Origin of the sequence: Streptomyces sp. NPDC002838, from assembly GCF_040295365.1 — a bacterium.
Taxonomy (GTDB): Bacteria; Actinomycetota; Actinomycetes; order Streptomycetales; family Streptomycetaceae; genus Streptomyces.
On sequence record NZ_JBEOVF010000100.1, the window covers coordinates 1 to 20,081 of the forward strand.

The window sequence follows — 20,081 nt, forward strand, 5'->3', positions numbered from 1 at the left end:
ACCTCCTCAGGCACCTGGACCCAGATCAGCGCCATCCAGGCATGGACAGCCCGACAGGCAACAGTCCACAACCTCACCGTCACCGACACCCACACCTATTACGTCCTCGCCGGGGCGGCCCCAGTCCTCGCCCACAACTGTGGTGTAGCGCGATTCGAGGTCGACAGTAGCGGCGTCATCACGGATACGCAGACTGCAATGCCGACTCAGAGGTACAACCGGCAGCGCGACTACGGTGGCGCCCAGACGACCTCCCCGGCAGGGCAGGCCGCTCGTTCTGCAGCGACAGGGCAACCGTGCCCGGAGTGTGGCAATATCATGCAACTGGGCGCAAGGCATGCGCCGGTCCCCGAGCATGACCCGCCACTCGTTCTCCATTACTACTTCCACGGAGGATGGCAGATGACGGACGCTCAGCGGCGCGCATATGCGCAAGTCGGGATCAATGGGGCTGCCTGCCTTGCATGTCAGAGAAGTCAGGGTGCGGTCATGGCGAGAATATCTCGGCGAATCGCCAAGGCGTTCGGGATGAGGTAATGGGATACTCGGAAGCGGTACACAAGGAACTACGACAGCATCTGACGGCTAGCTGGCCCGACCGTCTTCACGAGGAGTTTCGGTGGGTAATCGGCCCGATCGGAGACGTGCTGCCCAGTTTTACGGTGCAGCGGATCTCTCCTCTCGGGCCAGGCGATTCGTACATCTATCTGTCGGCTGGTGCTTTCGGTGTCGACGACGAGGAGATGCGGGAATTCTTCATCATGTCACCCACCGAGTCTCCCCGTCATGTCGAGACTCTCGCAATGGTCGCCCACTATCACAGCTATCCGCAGCATCGCTTGAGCCACGGATCTGTGCTGGACATTGGACGACCGTGGATGGAGGGCTCCGAGAACAGTCATCTTCTTGTGTCCTGGCCATACGCCTTGGACAGAAGGGCGGCTATCTGCATGACGGAAGGGAAGGAAATCACGTATCTTTGGCTCATTCCGATCTCCGCGGAAGAAGCGGAGCTCGCGAAAGTGAGCGGGACAGAAGCGCTGGAGGAGCGCCTCGAAGGTTCCGGGGTTAACCTCCTAGATCCATTGCGCATGTCGACCGTCTAGCGTGAGCCACCACCTGCTCGCATTGCGAAGGATTTCGACAGGTGGGTCGCATATTTACCAGCTCACTACCGGGATCTCAGCTGAATTTCAGCGCAGCGAAATGGCCCCGCCAAGGATCAATCTTTGGTGGGGCTACCGCATCTTAACGGCAATAGTTGACGTAAAGGTCGGAAGGAGTTCCCACATGGGGGCTAGAGGTCACGTCGGTGGCAGATATGCGGCGAGAAGCCGTTGACAAGGAAGTGACGTCATGCTTGCTCGAAGCTGAGGTTCTGCAGGTAGCGGCGGCTGCGGTCGGGCAGAGGGCGGATGCGGATCAGCTCAGGGCTCGAACGAGTCCTTCGTGCTGGGCCTCCGAGAGCGTTTGACACCGCTGCACGCCAAGAGCTCGGTCCCGGCGGCGTCGAAGTACAGAGTGAAGAACCAGAGCCGGTCTGCTGCGTCGATGTTCCCGGTACGCAGTTGCTCGCCGCGGTGCCCTGCGAGGATCTCAACGGTCTCGTCGAGGCCGATGGTCTCTTGCAGGCCGCGGGCCAACGACCGTTTCAACCTCGTTGCGGCGATGCCGGCGACCATCCACTGGGGCACCGCCCTATCCCTAACTCTTACCTCGGCGCCGGCGGCGATGGCCTCGCGTGCTGGCTTGCACGCGCTCGTCTGGTTGGTGAGCATCGCGGCGATGTCGGCCTGACTTGGGGGCTCGTCTTCGGTGGCCATGCGGTGACTGTAGAGACTGAACGTGGGCGTTGCTACAGGATGCGGCGTGGCCTGCGCTGGGCGGGGAGACAGAGGAGCGCGATGTTGTGCCGGGCATCATGGAACGATCTTGTGGTGGCTGGTGTGATCACGGCGTCGGAGTCGTCTTGGATAGCCCCGTTCAGTGGGCTGAGCCCGCGTTCCTTCAGGAAGCTGGTGACCGCGCTGCGCCGCGAAGGTGCGGATCCGGTCCGCAAGGGCCGGCCGTGGTCCCTTCCGCTGGAGGACCGGGTACTGCTCGTGTCGGCCTACTGCGCACGAATTTGACGATGCGCCAACTCGCGCCGCTCTTCGGCATCTCGAAGTCCGCGGCCGACCGGATTATCGACCACCTCGGTCCCGCGCTTGCCCTGCGGCCCCGCAGGCGGTTCGCCAAGGGCACCGTGCTCATCGTGGACGGCACCCTGGTCCCCACCCGGGAGCACACCGTCGCCGAGCGGTCGAAGAATTATCGGTACACCACCAACCAGGTCGTCATCGACGCCGACCCCCGCCTGGTCGTCGCGGTCGGCCGGCCGCTCGCCGGCAACCGCAACGACTGCAAGGCGTGGGAGGAGTCTGGCGCCAAGGCCGCTGTCGGCAAGACCCTCACGATCGCCGACGGCGGCTACCTGGGCACCGGACTCGTCATCCCGCACCGTTGTGAGCGCGGCCAGGCCGAACTCCCGGATTGGAAAGAGGAATACAACAAGTCCTACAAGCAGGTCCGCGCCCGCGTCGAGCACGTTTTCGCCCGCATGAAGACCTGGAAAATCCTCCGCGACTGCCGCCTCAAAGGCGACGGCGTCCACCACGCCATGCTCGGCATCGCCCGGATGCACAACCTCGCCCTCGCCGGCTAGATCAGAGGGTCGTGCGGCGGCCAACCCTGCCTGAGCCGATCCGGAGATCATTTACGGGACATCCCTTAGCCGCATCACTCCGACTCCCCTTCGCCAACCCGCTCCAGCAAAGCCACCGGCACCCCCTCAAAAAGCTCCCCCACACGCGCGTGCCCCACGAACTCCCGCCCAGAACCCACCACATCCACCCACCGCCCCGGCGGCAACGCCAACACCGTCTCCCGCCAACCCCCCGCCTCCGCCAACCGCAGCGACAGCCGGGTCACGGCGGTGAGCACCGCCCCAGACCGCACGAACGCCACACAGTGGGCAGCGGCCGGACCCTCGGCGGCCACCGGCGCGTACGTAGCCGCGTCACCGAAGACCTCCGGCCGCCGCGCCCGCAGCCGCAGCGCCGCCCGCGTCAGCGCACCCTTGTCGCCGGGGGCCGACGGCGGGAAGCTCACGGGCCGCCGGTTGTCCGGGTCCACCAGGGCCAGATACTCGGCCTCCGTGCCCTGGTAGACGTCCGGCACGCCCGGCATCGTCAGGTGCAGCAGGGCCGTGCCCAGCACGTTCGCCCGGATGTGCGGGGCCAGCGAGTCCCGGAAGGCGGTCACCCGCTCGCCCGCCGCCCCGCACGGCCCGGCCGCGACGAAAGCCGCCACCGCCTCCTCGTACGGCGGTTCCTGCTCCGTCCAGCTCGTGTACAGCCCGGCCTCGCGCACGTGCTTCAGCAGGGCGCCCTGGACGCGTTCCGCGGTGGCGGGACCCAGCCCGAACACCGTCTGCCAGGCCGCCCATGCCAGTTGCGCGTCCGGTACGCCCTCCCCGGTGCGCGTCACCTCGGCCAGTACGTCCGCCCACCGCTGCGGGCACTCGGTGAGCACGGCCAGCGCCGCCCGCACATCGGCACTGCGCTTGGTGTCGTGCGTCGACACCACGGTGCCGGTCGCCGGCCAGTCGCGCTGCACGCGTGCGCAGTAGGCGTGGAAGTCCTCCGGCGGCACGGCCGGGCTGCCCGGGTTCCCGCCCACCTCGGTCGCCGACAGCAGCGGCACATAGCGGTAGTACGCCGTGTCCTCCACGGACTTGGCCCGTAGGGCCGATGCCGTCTGCGCGAAGCGCGTCCGGAACTCCACATGGCCGGGCTCGTCTCCGTACCGCCCGAGCACCAGGTCCCGTACGACGTCGACCGCACCCGCCTCCTCGGGGACGACGAAGGCGAGCTTGGCCTCGGCCGCGGCCTCCTCGGTGACGACCCGGGACGCGTCCCCGGAGGCGTACGGCCGGTAGACCTCCAGGCGGACGAGAAGCTCCTGCAGCGCGGTGCGCAGTGCCCAGGGTGCGCGGTCGCGCAGCGCGGGTTCTGGCGCCGAATCGCACACACGGCTCGCCACGCGCGTCAGCCGCTCGATCTCGGTGGCCAGTTCGTGCGTGAGCACCTTGTACGCCGCCCGCCGTACCGTCGCCTCCCAGTCCCCGCCCCGGTCCGTCTGCGGGGCCGCGAACCGCCGGTACTGGCCGAGGAGTTCACCGAAGCCCGCCGGGTCCGTGAAGAGGCCGTCGATGTGCCGCAGCGCGTCGTAGCCGGTGGTGCCGGCGACGGGCCAGGAGGCGGGCAGGGGTTCTCCGTCCGCGAGGATCTTCTCCACGACCGTCCAGCGGCCGCCGGTCGCCTCGTGCAGCCGCAGCAGGTAGGCGTCGGGGTCGGCGAGCCCGTCGGGATGGTCGATGCGCAGGCCGTCGATCACGCCCTCGTGGAGCAGCGCGAGGATCTTGGCGTGTGTGGCCTCGAAGACCTCCGGGTCCTCCACCCGGACCCCGATGAGCTCCGAGATGCTGAAGAAGCGGCGGTAGTTGAGGTCGGTACGGGCCAGGCGCCACCACACCGGCCGGTACCACTGCGCGTCCAGCAGCTGCGGCAGCGGCAGATCCTCGGTGGCCTCGCGCAGCGGGAACACATGGTCGTAGTAGCGCAGGAGGTTCCCGTCGACCTCCAACCGGTCGATCTCCGCGCCCAGCGGTCCCCCGAGCACCGGCAGCAGCACCTGGCCGCCCTGCGCCTCCCAGTCGATGTCGAACCAGCGCGCGTACGGCGACTTGGGGCCCTCGCGCAGCACCTCCCACAGGGCGCGGTTGTGGCGCGGGGCCATGGCCATGTGGTTCGGGACGATGTCGACGATCAGGCCGAGCCCGTGCTCGCGGGCGGTGCCCGCCAGTGCCCGCAGCCCCTCCTCGCCGCCCAGCTCCTCGCGCACGCGCGCGTGGTCCACGACGTCGTAGCCGTGCGGGGAGCCGGGGACGGCCTCCAGGACGGGGGACAGGTGCAGGTGCGAGACGCCGAGCGATGCCAGGTACGGCACGACCGCCGCCGCGGCCCCGAACGGGAACTCGGGCTGCAGCTGCAGCCGGTACGTGGCCGTCGGCACCGCCGGGTCAGGTCGCTCAGGTGTCATGCAAACCTACGTACCCGCCCGGCAGCCTTTCGTGTCATCAACCCCTCCATGTGCACCACAGCCCTAGACAGGCCGCTGCAACACCGTCATGCTCCGGTCCACCAGCGTCAGCCGGTCCCCGGCCTGCACCTTCGCGCCCGGCGGTACGCCGTCCGTGCGGGCGGTGTCGACCACCACCTGCCACTGCCGGCCGTGGTTGACCGGCACCACGAAGTCCAGCGTCCTGGGGGAGGCGTTGAACATCAGCAGGAACGAGTCGTCGGTGATCCGTTCCCCGCGCGCATCGGGCTCGGAGATCGCGTTGCCGTTCAGGAACACCGTCAGCGCCGAGGCCTGCGCCCGGTCCCAGTCACGCTGGGTCATCTCCTGGCCCTCCGGGGTGAACCAGGCGATGTCCGACAGCTCGTCGTGGGTGCCCTCCACGGGCCGGCCGTGGAAGAAACGGCGCCGGCGGAAGACCGGATGGTCCTTGCGGAGCCACACCATCGCGCGCGTGAAGTCCAACAGCTCCTGGCTGATGCCCTCGCCGTCCGGCCACTCCACCCAGGCCAGCTCACTGTCCTGGCAGTACGCGTTGTTGTTGCCGCGCTGGGTGCGCGCGACCTCGTCGCCGTGGCTGATCATCGGCACGCCCTGGGACAGCATCAGCGTGGCGATGAAGTTCCGCATCTGCCGGGCGCGCAGCTCCAGCACGGCCGGGTCGTCGGTCTCGCCCTCCACGCCGCTGTTCCAGGACCGGTTGTGGCTCTCGCCGTCCCGGTTGTCCTCGCCGTTGGCGTGGTTGTGCTTCTCGTTGTACGAGACGAGGTCGCGCAGCGTGAACCCGTCGTGGCAGGTCACGAAGTTGATGGAGGCCAGTGGGCGGCGGCCGTCGTCCTGGTAGAGGTCCGACGAGCCGGTCAGCCGGGACGCGAACTCCGCGAGCTTGCGCGGCTCGCCGCGCCACAGGTCCCGTACGGTGTCGCGGTACTCGCCGTTCCACTCGGTCCACAGCGGCGGGAAATTGCCCACCTGGTAGCCGCCCTCGCCCACGTCCCAGGGCTCGGCGATCAGCTTCACCTGGGAGACCACCGGGTCCTGCTGCACCAGGTCGAAGAACGACGACAGCCGGTCCACCTCGTGGAACTGCCGCGCCAGAGTGGCCGCGAGGTCGAAGCGGAACCCGTCGACGTGCATCTCCGTGACCCAGTACCGCAGCGAGTCCATGATCAGCTGCAGGACGTGCGGGGACCGCATGAGCAGCGAGTTCCCGGTCCCCGTGGTGTCCATGTAGTAGCGGGGATCGTCCGCCAGGCGGTAGTACTGCGGATTGTCCAGGCCCTTGAAGGACAGCGTCGGCCCCAGGTGGTTGCCCTCGGCGGTGTGGTTGTAGACCACGTCCAGGATGACCTCGATGCCGGCCTCGTGCAGCGCCCGCACCGCCGACTTGAACTCCAGTACCTGCTGGCCGCGGTCGCCCCAGGAGGCGTACGCGTTGTGCGGGGCGAAGAAGCCGATGGTGTTGTAGCCCCAGTAGTTGTTCAGGCCCATGTCGACCAGGCGGTGGTCGTTCACGAACTGGTGTACGGGCATCAGCTCCAGTGCCGTGACGCCCAGCTCGGTCAGGTGCTCGATGATCGCCGGGTGCGCGAGCGCGGCGTAGGTGCCGCGCAGCTCCTCCGGCAGCCCCGGGTGCCGCATGGTGAGGCCCTTGACATGGGCCTCGTAGATCACCGTGTGGTGGTACTCGGTGCGCGGGCGCCGGTCGTCGCCCCAGTCGAAGTACGGGTTGACCACGACGGACGTCATCGTGTGCGGCGCCGAGTCCAGGTCGTTGCGCTTGTCGGGTGCGTCGAAGTGGTAGCCGTAGACCTCCTCGCCCCAGTGGATCGAACCGCTGATCGCGCGCGCGTACGGATCGAGCAGCAGCTTCGCCGAGTTGCAGCGCAGGCCGCGCTCGGGGGCGTACGGGCCGTGCACACGGAACCCGTACCGCTGTCCCGGCATGACGCCCGGCAGGTACGCGTGCCGCACGAACGCGTCGCTCTCCCGCAGTTCCACCGCCGTCTCCGAGCCGTCGTCGTGCAGCAGACACAGCTCTACTCGGTCCGCGGCCTCCGTGAAGACCGCGAAGTTGGTGCCGGCGCCGTCGTACGTGGCACCGAGTGGATATGCCTCTCCAGGCCAGACCTGCATGGATACGACTCTTCCAGGTGTCCCGCGCCGCTGGGGGCGCCTTGGCGTCGAGTGTCCCCGAAAGTGATGGAACCACCTATGACTTACGTCCCTCTTACCGGGCGACCAGTGCATACCCAGGTCAACGCGGCCGGTATGCCGAACCAGTGGGGCAAACACATACTCCCGTGAAGGTTCGGGGAGTAGGGGGAAGATGTGCGCGAGATAGTGCACCGCCATCTGGGAAAGGTGGTGGCCGGTGCGGCCATCACGGTGGCCTCGACCGCCGTGATGGTCGGAATCACCCTTCCGGGGACGGCGGGGGCCGATGAAACCGATGCCGGACGGGCGGGCAGCCAGTCCACGCGACAGGCAGGGCAGGAAGAGGGCCAGGGCCAGGGTGCGGCCGTCGCACCCGGGGTCGTCGAGCAGGCCCCGGCCGAGGGTGAGAAGGGCAAGGGCAGCGATCCGCTGACCGACGACGAGATCGAGCGGGTCGAACAGATCGCTGTGAACCGTCAGCTGTTCAACGCCAGCGAGAACGTCGAGGGCGAGCGCGGGCCGCAGCGCCTCACCGTCGGCCTCGCCGAGCCGGAGGCCGACCAGGCCGACACCTCGGACGGGCCCCGGCGTGCCGACGTGACGTACTACGACTACCGGGACGACACCCTCGTCACCAAGACCGTCGACCTCGACGCCGGAAAGGTCGTCCAGACCACCGAGCAGCGGGGCGTCCAGCCGCCGCCGAGCCGGGCCGAGAGCATCGAGGCGGCGAGCCTCCTGATCGCCGACCCGCTGGGCGCGGGCCTCAAGGCGGACTACAAGGACGCCACCGGCAAGGAGCTCACCTCCCCGGACCAGCTGAGGCTGAGCGGCGGCGTCTACCGGTCCACGCCGGGTGCCCAGCCCGCCGCACTGGACAAGTGCGGCGAGCACCGCTGCGTGCGGTTGTTCCCGAAGGTCAAGAACGGGCCGTGGATCGACACCAGGTCCCTGGTGATCGACCTGAGCACCCGCAAGGTCGCCGAGCTCGACCGCTGACCCGACCTCCGTCCACCTTTCGAACCTGCACCTCCTGCAAGGGAGCCACTTCTTCATGCGCCTGAACGAAATGAGCCGTGCCCGCAGCCGGACGGCCCTCGGCCTCGCCGTGGCCGCGCTGGCCGCCGGTCTGACGACCGGCACGGGACCGGCCGCCGCCCAGCCGAGGGCGGCCGCCGCGCCGGCCGCCGACTGCAGTGCCGCCTACCGCATCGAGCAGAAACTCTCCACCGGCACGACCTGGCGGATGTGCTGGCGCTACGACGGCATGGCCGGCCTAATCCTGGACGACGTCTCCTACCAGCCCAAGGGCGAGGCCAAGCCGATCAAGGTCCTCAACAGCGCCCGGCTCGGCCAGATCCACGTCCCGTACGACGACGGCAAGGAGGAGTACGACGACCTGACGGGCCAGGACTTCGCCAAGGACCTGATGCCCCTGGCGCCTGCCGAGTGCCCCGGCGGCACCATCAAGACCGTCAAGGTCCCGGACTACTACCCGGACGAGAACCCGAACATCAAGGGCCTGTGCACCACCACGCGCTCCCGCGGCCACGCCTACCGCATGCAGAGCGACACCGGGAACAAGGTCTACCAGGCCCAGGGCAAGGACCTCCTCGTCTACACGGTCAACCAGGTCGGCTGGTACGAGTACATGACCGAGTGGCGCTTCCAGGACGACGGCACGATCAACATGAACGTCGGCGCGACGGGCAGCCTCTCGCCGTTCGACTATGACGCGGGCGACGGGCGCGGCTGGCCCATCGGCAAGGGCCCGAGGGCCAAGGCCACCAGCCACAGCCACAACGCCTTCTGGCGGCTCGACTTCGCCCTCGACGGCTCCACCAAGAACCATGTCGAGCAGTACGACTCGGTCGTCACCCCCCGCGGCCGGCTGACCCCGACCACCAAGACCACCCGCACCAAGGTCACCAAGGAAGGCGCCGGCGACGCCAAGACCTACCGCTGGTGGCGCATGGTCAGCGCGACCGGCAAGAACAAGGACTGGCACGCACGGTCGTACGAGATCGTCCCCGGCCCCACCACCCGCTACCCGGGCCGCAGTTTCACCAAGCACGACGTCTACTTCACCCAGTACAACAAGTGCGAGCTGTTCGCCAGCAACAACCCGCGCTGCGACCAGACCCATCCCAAGTCCGTCGACAAGTGGGTGAACGGGCAGACCCTCACCCACCCCGTGGCCTGGGTGAACGTGGGCTTCCACCACATAGCCCGCGACGAGGACCAGCAGCCCATGCCGGTCCACTGGCAGGGCTTCTCCATCGCACCGCGTGACGTCACCGCTATGAATCCGCTCACTCCGCCGGCGCTCGCCGGTGAGAACGGGCGCCCGCGGGACGGTAGTTGAGAAACTACCTGTCCATCCGGCTGCACCGCCGACCGCTCCCGGAGTACCCTTCCTTGATCGTTGACAAGGGCGGTGCTCGGGGGAGCGGAAGGCGGTGCGCGGGTGGGCTCGGGAGGGCTGGAGCTGCCCCCTGGTGACGAGGGTCACGAGGGGAACTCCACAGACGTCCCGCCCGGCACGGTGTCGCTGGCCCGGCCGATGGACACGGGTGCCATCGGGCCGGAGCTGAACTGGGACGCCGACGCCTGGCGCGAGGTGCGTACGCGCGCCCAGCGGGCCGGCCGTGCCTACATCTGGCTGAACCTCGTCGAACAGCGGCTGCGCGCCGTCGTGGCCGCCGTTCTGCGCCCCATCTACGAACCCGTCCACGGCCACGACGACTGGGTGGTCGCCGCCGCCGGACCGGCCGGGCAGGAGTGGGTCCAGCGCGCGGTCGCCGTCCGCGAGGTCAGCCGCCGCAAGGGCTACCTGCTCGACCCGGCCGACGACAACGTCCTCAGCTTTCTCACCCTGCCGCAGCTGCGCGAGCTGATGGTGCAGCACTGGCCGTGCTTCGAGCCCTACTTCGACGAGCGCCGGGACGTCGAACTCGCCCTGGACGAGCTGGAGGTCACCCGCAACGTCGTCTCCCGCAACCGGGCCCTGTCCGAGGCCGTCCTCGGCCAGGCCGAGCGTGCCTCGGCCCGGCTGCTGGAGATGCTGGGCACGGGCAGCGACGTGCCGTCCGCCCGCCGGCTGCCCGTCGACGCGGTCGAGGACCTCGTCGGCGACCGGTACGCGGACGTGGTCGCGGTGCATTCCGACCGGGTGCGGCTGCTGCGCCAGTTCCCGGCCGAGGACATCTTCGGCAGCGCCCGCCGCCTCGACGCCGTCGGCATCGGCCTCAACCTGCTCGTGCAGAACTTCTCCGGCCGCCGCCTGGTGCGCCTGGCCGAGTCCGGCTGCCGGGTGCGGCTGCTGTTCCTGAACCCGGCCTCCAGCGCCGTCAAGCGGCGCGAGCGCGAACTCGGCATCAAGCGCGGCGAGCTGAGTCGCGCCGTCGAGATGAACATCCTACACATGCGCCGGGTGCGCTCGAAGCTGCGCGACCCCGGCGCCTTCGAGATCCAGGTCTACGACGAGACGCCCCGCTTCACCGCCTACCTCGTGGACGGCGACGGCTCGGACGGCATCGCCGTGGTGCAGTCCTATCTGCGCCGGTCGCGCGGTATGGAGGCGCCGGTGCTGGTCCTGCGCGGCGGGGGCAAGCTGGTGAAGCCGGGCGAAGTGGACGAGAGCGGACTGTTTCCGACCTATCGCGAGGAGTTCGAGCTGGCTTGGGTGGATTCGCGGCCGGTGTCCTGAAGTCGTCGGCCCCGGAATCTCCGGAATCTTGGGTGGATTCGCTCCGCATGTCCTGAACTGTCCCGGCGGCTAAGCGGAATGCGGTCCTCTGATTGTCAGTGGCTCATGGGATCGTGGGGACCACTGGGGGAAAGCACCACCAAGAAGGGGGACCGCCCATGGGCTGGCACCGGGAGCTGCTGATCGGCTTCGACCTGGAGACGACCGGGACCGATCCGCGCGAGGCGCGTATCGTCACGGCGGCCGTGATCGAGGTCCGGGCCGGGCAGCCCGTGGGGCGCCGGGAGTGGCTGGCGGATCCGGGCGTGGAGATCCCGGCGGACGCGGTCGCGGTGCACGGGATCAGCAACGAGCGCGCGGCCGCCGAGGGCAGCCCGGCCGACCAGGTGGCGGACGCCGTCGCGGACGTCCTCGTGGCGTACTGGAAGACGGGCGTCCCGGTCGTCGCCTACAACGCGGCCTTCGACCTCACGCTGCTCTCCGCCGAACTGCACAGGCACGGCCTGCCGTCCCTGCGGGACCGCCTCGGCATCGACCCCGCGCCGGTCATCGACCCGTACACGATCGACCGCTGGGCCGACCGCTACCGCCGCGGCAAGCGCAACCTCGAAGCGGTCTGCACGGAGTACGGCGTCCCGCTCGACTCCGCCCACGACGCCTCGGCCGACGCCCTCGCCGCGGCCCGGCTGGCCTGCGCCATAGCCGGCCGCCACCCCAAGGTCGCGGCCCTCGGCCCGGCGGAGCTGCACCGCCGCCAGATCGAGTGGTACGCCGAGTGGGCGGCGGACTTCCAGAGCTTCCTGCGCCGCAAGGGCGACGCGGCAGCGGTGGTGGACGGCACGTGGCCCCTGCGGGAGTTCGCCGACGAGCCGGTGTGAGCAGGGCCGTCACACCGGAGCGGGGCCTTCACACAAGTGCCGGGCCGGCGATCCGTTCCACCCGGGGCAGGGCGACCCGTGCGTAGTCCGCACCCGACATGCGCAGGGACCGGTCCAGCCGGGCCGCGTTGAAGTACAGCCGGTCCTGTGCCACGACGTCCGGATCGACGACGAGTTCGAGCTCGGGTTCGAAGCTGAAGGGCAGCACGGTGCCGGGCACCGCGCGGGCCAGGCGCTCGGCCGTCTCGGCGTCGCTGAACCCGACGTAACGCGCCGCGAACAGCGCCCGGACGGCATCCAGATCCACACGCCGGTCCCCGGGGACGACCGCGAGGACGTGCCGTGTGGTGCGGCGGTCCACCTTCACCCGCAGCACGATGCACTTCGCCGCCTCGGAGGCGGGGTGCCCGCGCAGTGTGCTGACGGTGTCGGTGGTGCCTTCGGGGGCGTGGTCGATGAGGTGGTAGTCGACGGAGGAGGTGTCGAGCAGGGAGATCAGACGTTGGTAAGTGTCGTGGTCGGGCATGGGGGGTCCTCTTCGGTGCGTTGGGTTTCGGTCTCGCGGAGGGTGTCGGTTCGCGGGGTGTCGGTGGGGCGGGCGTCGGCGCGAAGGACCTCGGCGCGGAGGACCTTGGCGCGGTGGGCGCGTTCCACCGTCTGACCCCAGTAGGTACCGGCGACCATCAGGGCCGCGCCGAGGCCGGTGAGCGGTGTGAAGTGCTCGCCGCCCAGGGCGATGCCGACCGCGGCGGCCCAGATCGGCTCCGTGCCCAGCAGCAGACTGGCCCGGCTGGCCGAGGTGCGCTGCACCGCCCAGGTCTGGACGAGGAAGGCGAAGACACTGCAGAACAGGGCGAGATAGACCAGCTGCGTCCAGGTCGCCGCGTCGGTACGGGCCAGAGTCGGCAGCTCGTGGGCGGCCGGCGCCAGGAACAGGGCCGTGCCGACGAGGGTCTGCACCGTCGTCAGGTGCAGCGGGCGTATCGCCCGGCCCACGGTGAGCCGGCCGACGAGGGCCACGTGCACCGCGCGGACGAGGGCCGCGCCGAGCATCAGCAGGTCGCCGAGGCGGGGCGCGTGGAATCCGTTGCCGGACATGAGGAGTCCGACGGCGAGGACACACACGCCGGCGGCGGCGTAGAAGGCGGGAGGCAGCCCGCCCGGATGACCGGCGCGGTCGAGGAAGGGGGTGAGGACGATGGTCAGGCTGATGATCAGCCCCGCGTTGGCGGCGCTGGTGTGGGCGACGCCGTATGTCTCCACGACCAGGACGGCGGCCTGTGTGACCCCCAGGGGTATGCCGGCCCGGAGTTCGTCGCGGGTCCATCGGCGGGGGCCGCCCCGGGAGCCGGCCCGGGCGGTGACGAGGCCGAGACAGGCGAGCGCGGACAGGGCGTACCGGGCGAGCAGGACCAGCAGGACGGGGAGAGCCGCGGTGGCGGTCTGGGCGGACAGATAGCTGGAACCCCAGACGAGCGCGACCAGGAGAAGTACCGCATCGGTACGGCGGGCGTCGGACACCCGCCTACGGTGCACCGAGCAGCCCGCTGAAGCCCAGAACCACTTTCTTAAACGATCTTTTAGCAGTCCTACAGAGTGCTCCTACACTGAGGAGGTGGACGAACGGCAGTTGCGGATTCTGCGGGAGCTGGGCGAACTGGGCAGCGTCACCGCGGTCGCCGAGGCGCTGCTGGTGACACCGTCGGCGATCTCGCAGCAGCTGCGGCTGTTGCAGCGCTCGATCCCCGTGCCGCTGACCGAGCGCCACGGGCGGCGGCTGGTGCTCACGGACGCCGGGCAGGCGCTGGCGGGCGCGGCGATCGAGGTGGAGACGGCGCTGGCGCGTGCCCGGCACACGGTCGAGGAGTTCGTGGACCGACCGGAGGGAGGGGTGTCGGTGGCGGCGTTCCACAGCGCCGGCGCGGCGTTCTTCCCCCTGCTGCTGCGGGCTCTCACCGGTCCCGGACACCCGGTGCTCGCGCTCGCCGACGAGGACGTCGCCCAGGACGACTTCCCCCGGCTCACGCGGGAGTACGACCTCGTGCTCGCCCACCGCCTCGACCACGCCCCGCCCTGGCCGCGCGCGGTGACCGCGACCACGCTGCTGCGCGAACCGCTCGACGTGGCACTGCCCGCCGGCCATCCACTCGCCGCCAAACGCCGGCTCACTCCGGACGACGTGGCCGACGAGCCGTGGATCACCGTGCACGACGGCTTCCCGGTCATGGCGACCATCGAGGCCATCGCCGCGGCGGCGGGCCGCCGCCTCCATCTCGTCCACCGCATCAACGAGTTCGCGGTGGCCGCAGAGGCGGTCGCCGCCGGGGGAGGCCTCGCGCTGATGCCGCGCTGGACGATGCGTCCGCACCCCGAGCTGGTCCTGAGGCCGCTCAGCGGGGTGCGGGCGAGACGGCACATCGACGCCCTGCACCGCCCGGAACGAACGGCGCGCAAGGCGGTCCGCACGGTCCTCACCGAGCTGCGTCGCGCCGCAAGAACCATCCAGGACCAAGACACCGACGGCGAGGTGACGTCCCCAAGGGGCGCGGGGCTGTGACGATATGCGGCTCCGCCGCGCGGGCGCGACCAGCCGCATAGGACCCGTAGCCGCCCGAAACGAGCAAGTCCCCGAACCCTAGGCGCTCAGAACGGATACCACCGCACCGACTCATCCCCGTCCCGCAACGACGCCACCCGCCGCTCGAACTCGACCAACGCCTTCGGATTGCTCGGCGCATGCTGAGCCACCCACGCGCAACTCGCCGTCTCCCGGGCCCCCCGCAGCACCCCGCAGCCCGACCACTCCCGCACATCCCAGCCGTACGCCGAGATGAACGAGTCGTAAGCCGCGGCAGGCATCCCATAGCGGTCGCGCGAGAGGGCCATGACCACCAGGTCGTGCTCGCGCAGGTCGGCGGAGAAGGTCTCGAGGTCGACCAGGGCCGGACCGCCCGGGCCGACGTGCACGTTGCGGGGGAGCGCGTCGCCGTGGATCGGACCTGGCGGCAGATGCGGCGTCAACGCTGCCGCGGCTGTCGCGAAGCCGTCGCGGCGCTCGCGCAGGTACGCCGCGTCGGCCGGGTCGATCGCGTCGCCCGCGAGGCGCAGCCAGCGTTCCACACCGCCCAGCAGGTCACGGGGCGGCAGCTCGAAGGGAGGCGCGGGCAGGGCGTGGACGAGGCGTAGCAGTTCGGCCAAATCCCGTGGCTCGGCGGGCCGTACGGAATCGGGCAGCCGGTGCCACACCGTCACCGGGTGCCCCTCGACCAGCAACGCCTTGGGCTCAGCCGCCCGCACCGCGGGCACGCCCGCCTCCGCGAGCCACACCGCGATGTCGAGTTCGCGGCGCGCCCGGTCGAGGAGCTCGGCGTCGCGGCCCACCTTGACGACCAGGTCACCGGCGGCGAACACCGCGTTCTCGCCGAGAGCGAGCAACTGAGCGTCCCGTGCCGGGCCGGGGAGTACCCCCGCCGCGACCAATACGTCACGCGCCCGTGCCTCGTCCATCCCTCGGTCTCCCAGTCCTCGTATGCCTCCGTGAACGGCGTCGGGTTCCCGCCACTCGCCCGCCAGTCTCGCATTCGCACAGGTCGGAAGGCATACGAGGTGCCTTGACGACGCACACCCCCTTCACGACCATGACGAAGGCCCGCCGGGCCCGGACAGACCCTCGTCACGAGCCGCGCAGTGGACCCGACAGGAGCCGATTACGTGACATTGGTGACCGCGACGAAGCGGTCGGCGCAGGGCGCACCACGCGCCGACGGGGGCCGGCGGCCTCCCGACCACGGGGCCTGGTTCCTGGTGCTGCCCGCGCTGATCCCGATCCTCGTGCTGAGCGTCGGACCGTTGCTGTACGGGATCCTGCTGGCCTTCACGGACGCGCAGTCGGGCCGGACCGAGCCCACGCAGTGGATCGGCGGTCTCAACTTCCGGGATCTGCTGCACGACACGCTGTTCTGGGAGTCGTTCCGGATCGGTCTGGTCTGGGCGGTCGGGGTGACCGTCCCGCAGTTCCTGCTCGCGCTCGGCCTCGCGCTCCTCCTCAACCAGGAACTGCGCCTGCGCTGGCTGGCCCGCGCCCTGGCGATCATCCCCTGGGCCATGCCCGAGATCGTCGTCGGCGTGATGTGGCGGCTCGTCTACAACCCGGACGCCGGCGTCCTCAACGAGACCCTGCGAGACCTCGGCCTCGGCGACGGCCGCGACTGGCTCAGCGGCCTCGCGACCGCCCTGCCCGCGGTGATCGTCGTCGGCGTCTGGGCCGGCATGCCCCAGACGACGGTCGCCCTGCTCGCCGGTCTGCAGAACACCCCGCGCGAACTCCACGAGGCGGCCGCGATGGACGGCGCCGGCGCCTGGCGGCGCTTCCGGACGGTCACCTGGCCCGCGCTCCGGCCGGTCGCGCTCGCGATCACCGCCCTGAACTTTATCTGGAACTTCAACTCCTTCGCCCTGGTCTACGTCCTGACCAGCGGCGGACCCGGCGGCCGTACCCGCCTGCCCATGCTCTTCGCCTACGAAGAGGCCTTCCGCTACGGCCAGTTCGGCTACGCGGCGGCGATGGGCTGCGTGATGGTCGCGCTGATCTCCGTGCTTCTCGCCCTCTTCCTGGTGGGCCGGATCAAGGGAGGTGACGACTCATGAGGACCAGCACCGGCGGCCGTGTCGGCCAGTACGTCGCCCTGCTCGCGTATCTCGTCTTCCTCGCCTTCCCCTTCCTCTGGCTGGTCTCCACCGCCTTCAAGTCGCCGCGCGAGCTGGGCAGTCTGCACCCCACCTGGATCCCCGAGCACCCGACCCTCGACAACTTCCGGCAGGCCTTCGACGAGCAGCCGCTGCTGCGCGCCGCGGGCAACTCCCTGCTCGCCGCGCTCGGCGCCGCGCTGATCGCCGTACTGATCGCGACTCCGCTGGCGTACGTCATGGCCCGGCACCGCACGCGGCTCGCGAAGGCCGCGACCGGATGGGTGGTGGTCAGCCAGGCGTTCCCGCTCGTGCTGGTGATCATCCCGCTGTTCCTGGTGCTGAAGAACCTGCGGATGATCAACTCCCTGGCGGGGCTGGTCCTGGTGTACGTCGTGTGGGCGCTGCCGTTCGCGCTGTGGATGCTCGTGGGGTACGTCCGTGCCGTGCCCGCCGAGCTGGAGGAGGCGGCGGCGGTCGACGGGGCCGGGCGGGTGCGGACGCTGGTGTCGGTGACCGCGCCGCTGCTCGCGCCGGGGATCGTGGCGACGGGACTGTTCGCGTTCATCACCGCGTGGAACGAGTTCTTCTTCGCGCTGGTGCTGCTGAAGACGCCGGAGAAGCAGACCCTGCCGGTCGTCCTCACCCATTTCATCGGCGCGGAGGGCGTCGCCGACCTCGGCCCTCTGGCCGCCGCGGCCCTCCTCGCCACCCTCCCCTCCCTGGTCGTCTTCGCGATCATCCAACGGCGGATCACCAGCGGCATGCTCGCCGGGGCGGTGAAGAGCTGATGCGCATCAGAATCGCAGGCCTCCTCGCCCTCGCCCTGCTCCTCGCCGGCTGCACAGGCGGCGGCAGCGACTCCGGCACGGGCCGGATCACCCTCCGCTTCCAGTCCCTCGCCTGGCAGCAGGAGTCCGTCGAGGCCAACAAGGAGCTGGTGCGGGAGTGGAACGCGACCCACCCGGACGTCAAGGTGGAGTACGTCCAGGGAAGTTGGGACAGCGTCCACGACCAGCTCCTCACCTCCTTCGAGGGCGGTGAGGCGCCCGACATCATCCACGACGCCTCGGACGACCTCGCGGACTTCGCCTACGGCGGCTATCTCGCCGACCTGACCGACCTGCTGCCCGCCCGGCTCAAGTCGGACATCCCACAGCGCAGTTGGGACACGGCGACCTTCGGCGACGGAATCTACGGCGTGCCGTTCCTCCAGGAGCCGCGGGTGCTCATCGCCAACGCCGCCTGGCTGAAGGAGTCCGGCGTACGGATCCCCACTCCCGAACGCCCATGGAGCTGGCCGGAGTTCCGCCGGATCACCGAACGGCTCAGCGGCGACGGCAAGTACGGCGTGGCCTGGCCGCTCAAGGAGCCCGTCTCCGCCACGCTCAACCTGTCGCTGTCGGCGGGCGGACAGCTCTTCCACCGGGGCGCGGACGGCAAGGTGACCGTCCGCTTCGAGGCCGCCGACGAGATCGTGCCGCGCACCATCCACGACCAGGCCAACACCGACCGCAGCGCCTCGCCCACCACCCTGGGCAGCGGCGGCTCGGACACTCTGCCCGGCTTCTTCGGCGGCAAGTACGCGATGGTTCCGCTCGGGTTCTCGTACCGACAGCAGATCGTCCAGCAGGCGCCGAAGGGCTTCGACTGGCAGGTGCTGCCCGCCCCGGCCGGCGCCGACGGGCTCACCCAGGGGGTCAGCCCGCAGACCCTGTCCGTCGCCGAGGACAGCCCGCACAAGAAGGAGGCCGTCGAGTTCATCGACTTCCTGCTCCGGCCGCGGAACATGGTCCGGCTCGCCCTGGGCGACTGGATGCTGCCCACCGGCACCCAGGCGCTCGAGGACCCCGCCCTGCACACCGCGAAGGACGGCTGGGCCACCGGCACCGCCCTCGCCGCGCAGCTGCGCCCGGCGCCCGCACAGTCCGTCCGGGGCTATCCGGAGTGGAAGGACAAGGTCGCCACACCCGCCTTCCAGGAGTACTACAGCGGGGCGATCGGACTGGAGGAACTGCGCGAACGCCTTGAAGAGGACGGCAACTTGGTGCTGGCCCGGTACCAGCGCTGAGCCTCAACGGGGGTCAGGACTCAGGGAACGGCAGGCCCGGTGACGTACCGCCCCTCCTCGTCGTACGGCCAGACATTGGGCACGCAGCCGTGCATGCCCTTGATCTGCTGCATCATCGCGGGGGCCGGTTTCCCCGGACCGGGGCAGTCGACGTGGCCGTGGCCGAGGAAGTGGCCGAACCTCGTGGTTGATGATGAGCGCTCGGTAGGCCGTGACGTCCTTGGCGTAGACGGGAGTTGCCAGCAGCCAGCGTTCGAGGTTGACCATCACGTTCTTGGCCACGTTGCAGTTGAGCTCGCCGCCGGTGTCCAGCCCGTACTGCCCGCAGATCCGGTCCACGGTCCCGGGCGTCGCGATCCGTACGACGAAGTCGGTGGCGCCGCCCGCGACCCGCTGGAACGCCGAGTGACCGTCCGCCGTCCAGCCGCGCCGGTCGCCGAGGATGCGCTCCACCTGCTCGGCGACGTCCGCGGCGGACAGGTCGATGCCGTCCTCGACGTCGACCCGGTAGCGCAGGGTCGTGCCCTTCCCCGCCTTGGCTCTGGTGCCGGACGCGGTGGTGAAGGTGCCCGGGCCCGTGCCGGGATGGGGGGCTTGGCGGGGGCGGACGAACTGGGAGAGGAGCTTGGGGCCGCGCGTCGGCCGTGCGGCGGGTGCCGGGCTGGATTCCACTGGCTTGGCCTGCGCGGTGGAGCGGGACTCTTTCGGCGCCTCCTCCCTGTTCGGAGGCGTCGAAACCACGGCCGCGAAACCGGCGGCGCCCAGGACGGTCAGCGCGGCGAGCCCGCCCCATAACGGCCCCTTCCGGCCGCGCGCCGACGCGTGCGTGGGGCCGCTCCGACGGCGGGGGCTGCGGGAGGGTGTGGCTTTGTGCGCGGTCATGGTCGTTCAGGTTGTGGCCGCGATGTGATCAAGCCTGGTTCGAATGGCAACGAATTGGTAACGGAGGTTTGTTGGAGGCTCGATACTGAAGCCATGCCACGAGTTCTGCTGATCGAAGACGACCGTGCCGTCCGGGAGGGCGTCGCCCTCGCCCTGCGCCGTCAGGGCCACGAGGTCGCCGCCGCCGAGACGGGGGAGGAGGGGCTGGAGCGGCTGCGGTCCTTCCGGCCGGACGTCGTGGTGCTGGACCTGATGCTGCCGGGTATGCCGGGACTGGACGTGTGCCGGGGGATGCGCGCCCTCGACCAGACGCTGCCGATCATCATGGCGACCGCGCGGGGCGACGACGAGGACATCGTCGTAGGGCTGGAGGCGGGGGCCGACGACTACGTGGTCAAGCCCGTGCAGGCACGGGTGCTGGCGGCGCGCATCCGTGCCGTGCTGCGCCGGGCGGCCGGCGCGCCCGCCGACGGGGGCATACCGAAGATCGACACACACGGGGACCTGGCCATCGACC

At 69.9% G+C, this 20,081-nt stretch carries 16 protein-coding genes and 2 pseudogenes; 11 read left to right on the plus strand and 7 right to left on the minus strand.

Annotated features, from left to right (window positions below; all coding sequences use genetic code 11):
* Positions 1-536: 536 nt before the first annotated feature.
* On the plus strand, positions 537-1,106 hold the full coding sequence (locus tag ABT063_RS50255; protein ID WP_351068731.1) for a suppressor of fused domain protein: 570 nt from the start codon (positions 537-539) through the stop codon (positions 1,104-1,106).
* Between the two features lie 321 nt (positions 1,107-1,427).
* Here the strand turns inward: ABT063_RS50255 and ABT063_RS50260 are convergent, their stop codons facing one another.
* Entirely contained in the window at positions 1,428-1,823 is a 396-nt protein-coding gene (locus ABT063_RS50260; protein WP_351068734.1) for a hypothetical protein, read from the minus strand.
* A 114-nt stretch (positions 1,824-1,937) separates the two neighbouring features.
* On the opposite strand from ABT063_RS50260, the pseudogene ABT063_RS50265 reads away from it, so the two are divergent.
* Positions 1,938-2,704, plus strand: a pseudogene (locus ABT063_RS50265) (transposase).
* Positions 2,705-2,778: 74 nt separating this feature from the next.
* On the opposite strand, the gene treY reads toward ABT063_RS50265, so the two are convergent.
* Complete coding sequence (gene treY / locus ABT063_RS50270; protein WP_351068737.1) at positions 2,779-5,142, minus strand: malto-oligosyltrehalose synthase; 2,364 nt, start codon at positions 5,140-5,142, stop codon at positions 2,779-2,781.
* A 63-nt stretch (positions 5,143-5,205) separates the two neighbouring features.
* Complete coding sequence (gene glgX / locus ABT063_RS50275; RefSeq protein ID WP_351068740.1) at positions 5,206-7,317, minus strand: glycogen debranching protein GlgX; 2,112 nt, start codon at positions 7,315-7,317, stop codon at positions 5,206-5,208.
* Between the two features lie 195 nt (positions 7,318-7,512).
* Between glgX and ABT063_RS50280 the strand changes: the two genes are divergently transcribed.
* The 4 genes from ABT063_RS50280 to ABT063_RS50295 all read left to right on the plus strand — a co-directional run bounded on the left by ABT063_RS50280 (position 7,513) and on the right by ABT063_RS50295 (position 11,925).
* Positions 7,513-8,337 carry a Tat pathway signal sequence domain protein gene (locus ABT063_RS50280; protein ID WP_351068743.1) on the plus strand — a complete coding sequence of 275 codons (825 nt, stop codon included), beginning with the start codon at positions 7,513-7,515 and terminating at the stop codon, positions 8,335-8,337.
* Between the two features lie 55 nt (positions 8,338-8,392).
* The gene (locus tag ABT063_RS50285; RefSeq protein ID WP_351068746.1) at positions 8,393-9,703 is read left to right on the plus strand and encodes a copper amine oxidase; all 1,311 of its coding nucleotides are present in this window, start codon (positions 8,393-8,395) and stop codon (positions 9,701-9,703) included.
* 102 nt (positions 9,704-9,805) lie between these two features.
* Positions 9,806-11,047, plus strand: a complete 1,242-nt coding sequence (locus ABT063_RS50290) for a DUF5919 domain-containing protein (protein WP_351068771.1) — start codon at positions 9,806-9,808, stop codon at positions 11,045-11,047.
* Between the two features lie 158 nt (positions 11,048-11,205).
* A complete protein-coding gene (locus tag ABT063_RS50295) occupies positions 11,206-11,925 on the plus strand; it encodes a 3'-5' exonuclease (protein WP_351068748.1) in 720 nt (239 codons plus the stop codon).
* A 28-nt stretch (positions 11,926-11,953) separates the two neighbouring features.
* On the opposite strand, the gene ABT063_RS50300 is transcribed toward ABT063_RS50295, so the two are convergent.
* Together ABT063_RS50300 and ABT063_RS50305 are read right to left on the minus strand one after the other, a co-directional pair.
* A complete protein-coding gene (locus tag ABT063_RS50300; protein ID WP_351068751.1) occupies positions 11,954-12,451 on the minus strand; it encodes a YbaK/EbsC family protein in 498 nt (165 codons plus the stop codon).
* On the minus strand, positions 12,421-13,446 hold the full coding sequence (locus ABT063_RS50305) for a DMT family transporter (RefSeq protein ID WP_351068754.1): 1,026 nt from the start codon (positions 13,444-13,446) through the stop codon (positions 12,421-12,423). The genes ABT063_RS50300 and ABT063_RS50305 overlap by 31 nt, the downstream gene beginning before the upstream one ends.
* Before the next feature lie 94 nt (positions 13,447-13,540).
* On the opposite strand from ABT063_RS50305, the gene ABT063_RS50310 reads away from it, so the two are divergent.
* Complete coding sequence (locus tag ABT063_RS50310; RefSeq protein WP_351068757.1) at positions 13,541-14,482, plus strand: LysR family transcriptional regulator; 942 nt, start codon at positions 13,541-13,543, stop codon at positions 14,480-14,482.
* Positions 14,483-14,568: 86 nt separating this feature from the next.
* Here the strand turns inward: ABT063_RS50310 and ABT063_RS50315 are convergent, their stop codons facing one another.
* Positions 14,569-15,432, minus strand: coding sequence for a phosphotransferase enzyme family protein (locus ABT063_RS50315; RefSeq protein WP_351068759.1), 864 nt, complete (start codon positions 15,430-15,432; stop codon positions 14,569-14,571).
* 204 nt (positions 15,433-15,636) lie between these two features.
* Here ABT063_RS50315 and ABT063_RS50320 point away from each other — a divergent pair, with 204 nt between their 5' ends.
* From ABT063_RS50320 to ABT063_RS50330, 3 genes are read left to right on the plus strand one after another with little or no spacing between them, the layout of a single operon-like run.
* The gene (locus tag ABT063_RS50320; protein WP_351068761.1) at positions 15,637-16,572 is read left to right on the plus strand and encodes a carbohydrate ABC transporter permease; all 936 of its coding nucleotides are present in this window, start codon (positions 15,637-15,639) and stop codon (positions 16,570-16,572) included.
* Entirely contained in the window at positions 16,569-17,402 is an 834-nt protein-coding gene (locus tag ABT063_RS50325) for a carbohydrate ABC transporter permease (protein ID WP_351068764.1), read from the plus strand. Before ABT063_RS50320 ends, ABT063_RS50325 begins: the two co-directional genes overlap by 4 nt.
* A complete protein-coding gene (locus ABT063_RS50330) occupies positions 17,402-18,682 on the plus strand; it encodes an ABC transporter substrate-binding protein (protein WP_351068766.1) in 1,281 nt (426 codons plus the stop codon). Before ABT063_RS50325 ends, ABT063_RS50330 begins: the two co-directional genes overlap by 1 nt.
* A 20-nt stretch (positions 18,683-18,702) precedes the next feature.
* Here the strand turns inward: ABT063_RS50330 and ABT063_RS50335 are convergent.
* A pseudogene (locus ABT063_RS50335) lies at positions 18,703-19,564 on the minus strand (DUF3152 domain-containing protein).
* Between the two features lie 93 nt (positions 19,565-19,657).
* Between ABT063_RS50335 and ABT063_RS50340 the strand changes: the two are divergent.
* Positions 19,658-20,081, plus strand: a 424-nt coding sequence (locus ABT063_RS50340) for a response regulator transcription factor (protein WP_351068769.1), incomplete at its 3' end; no start/stop codon positions are given.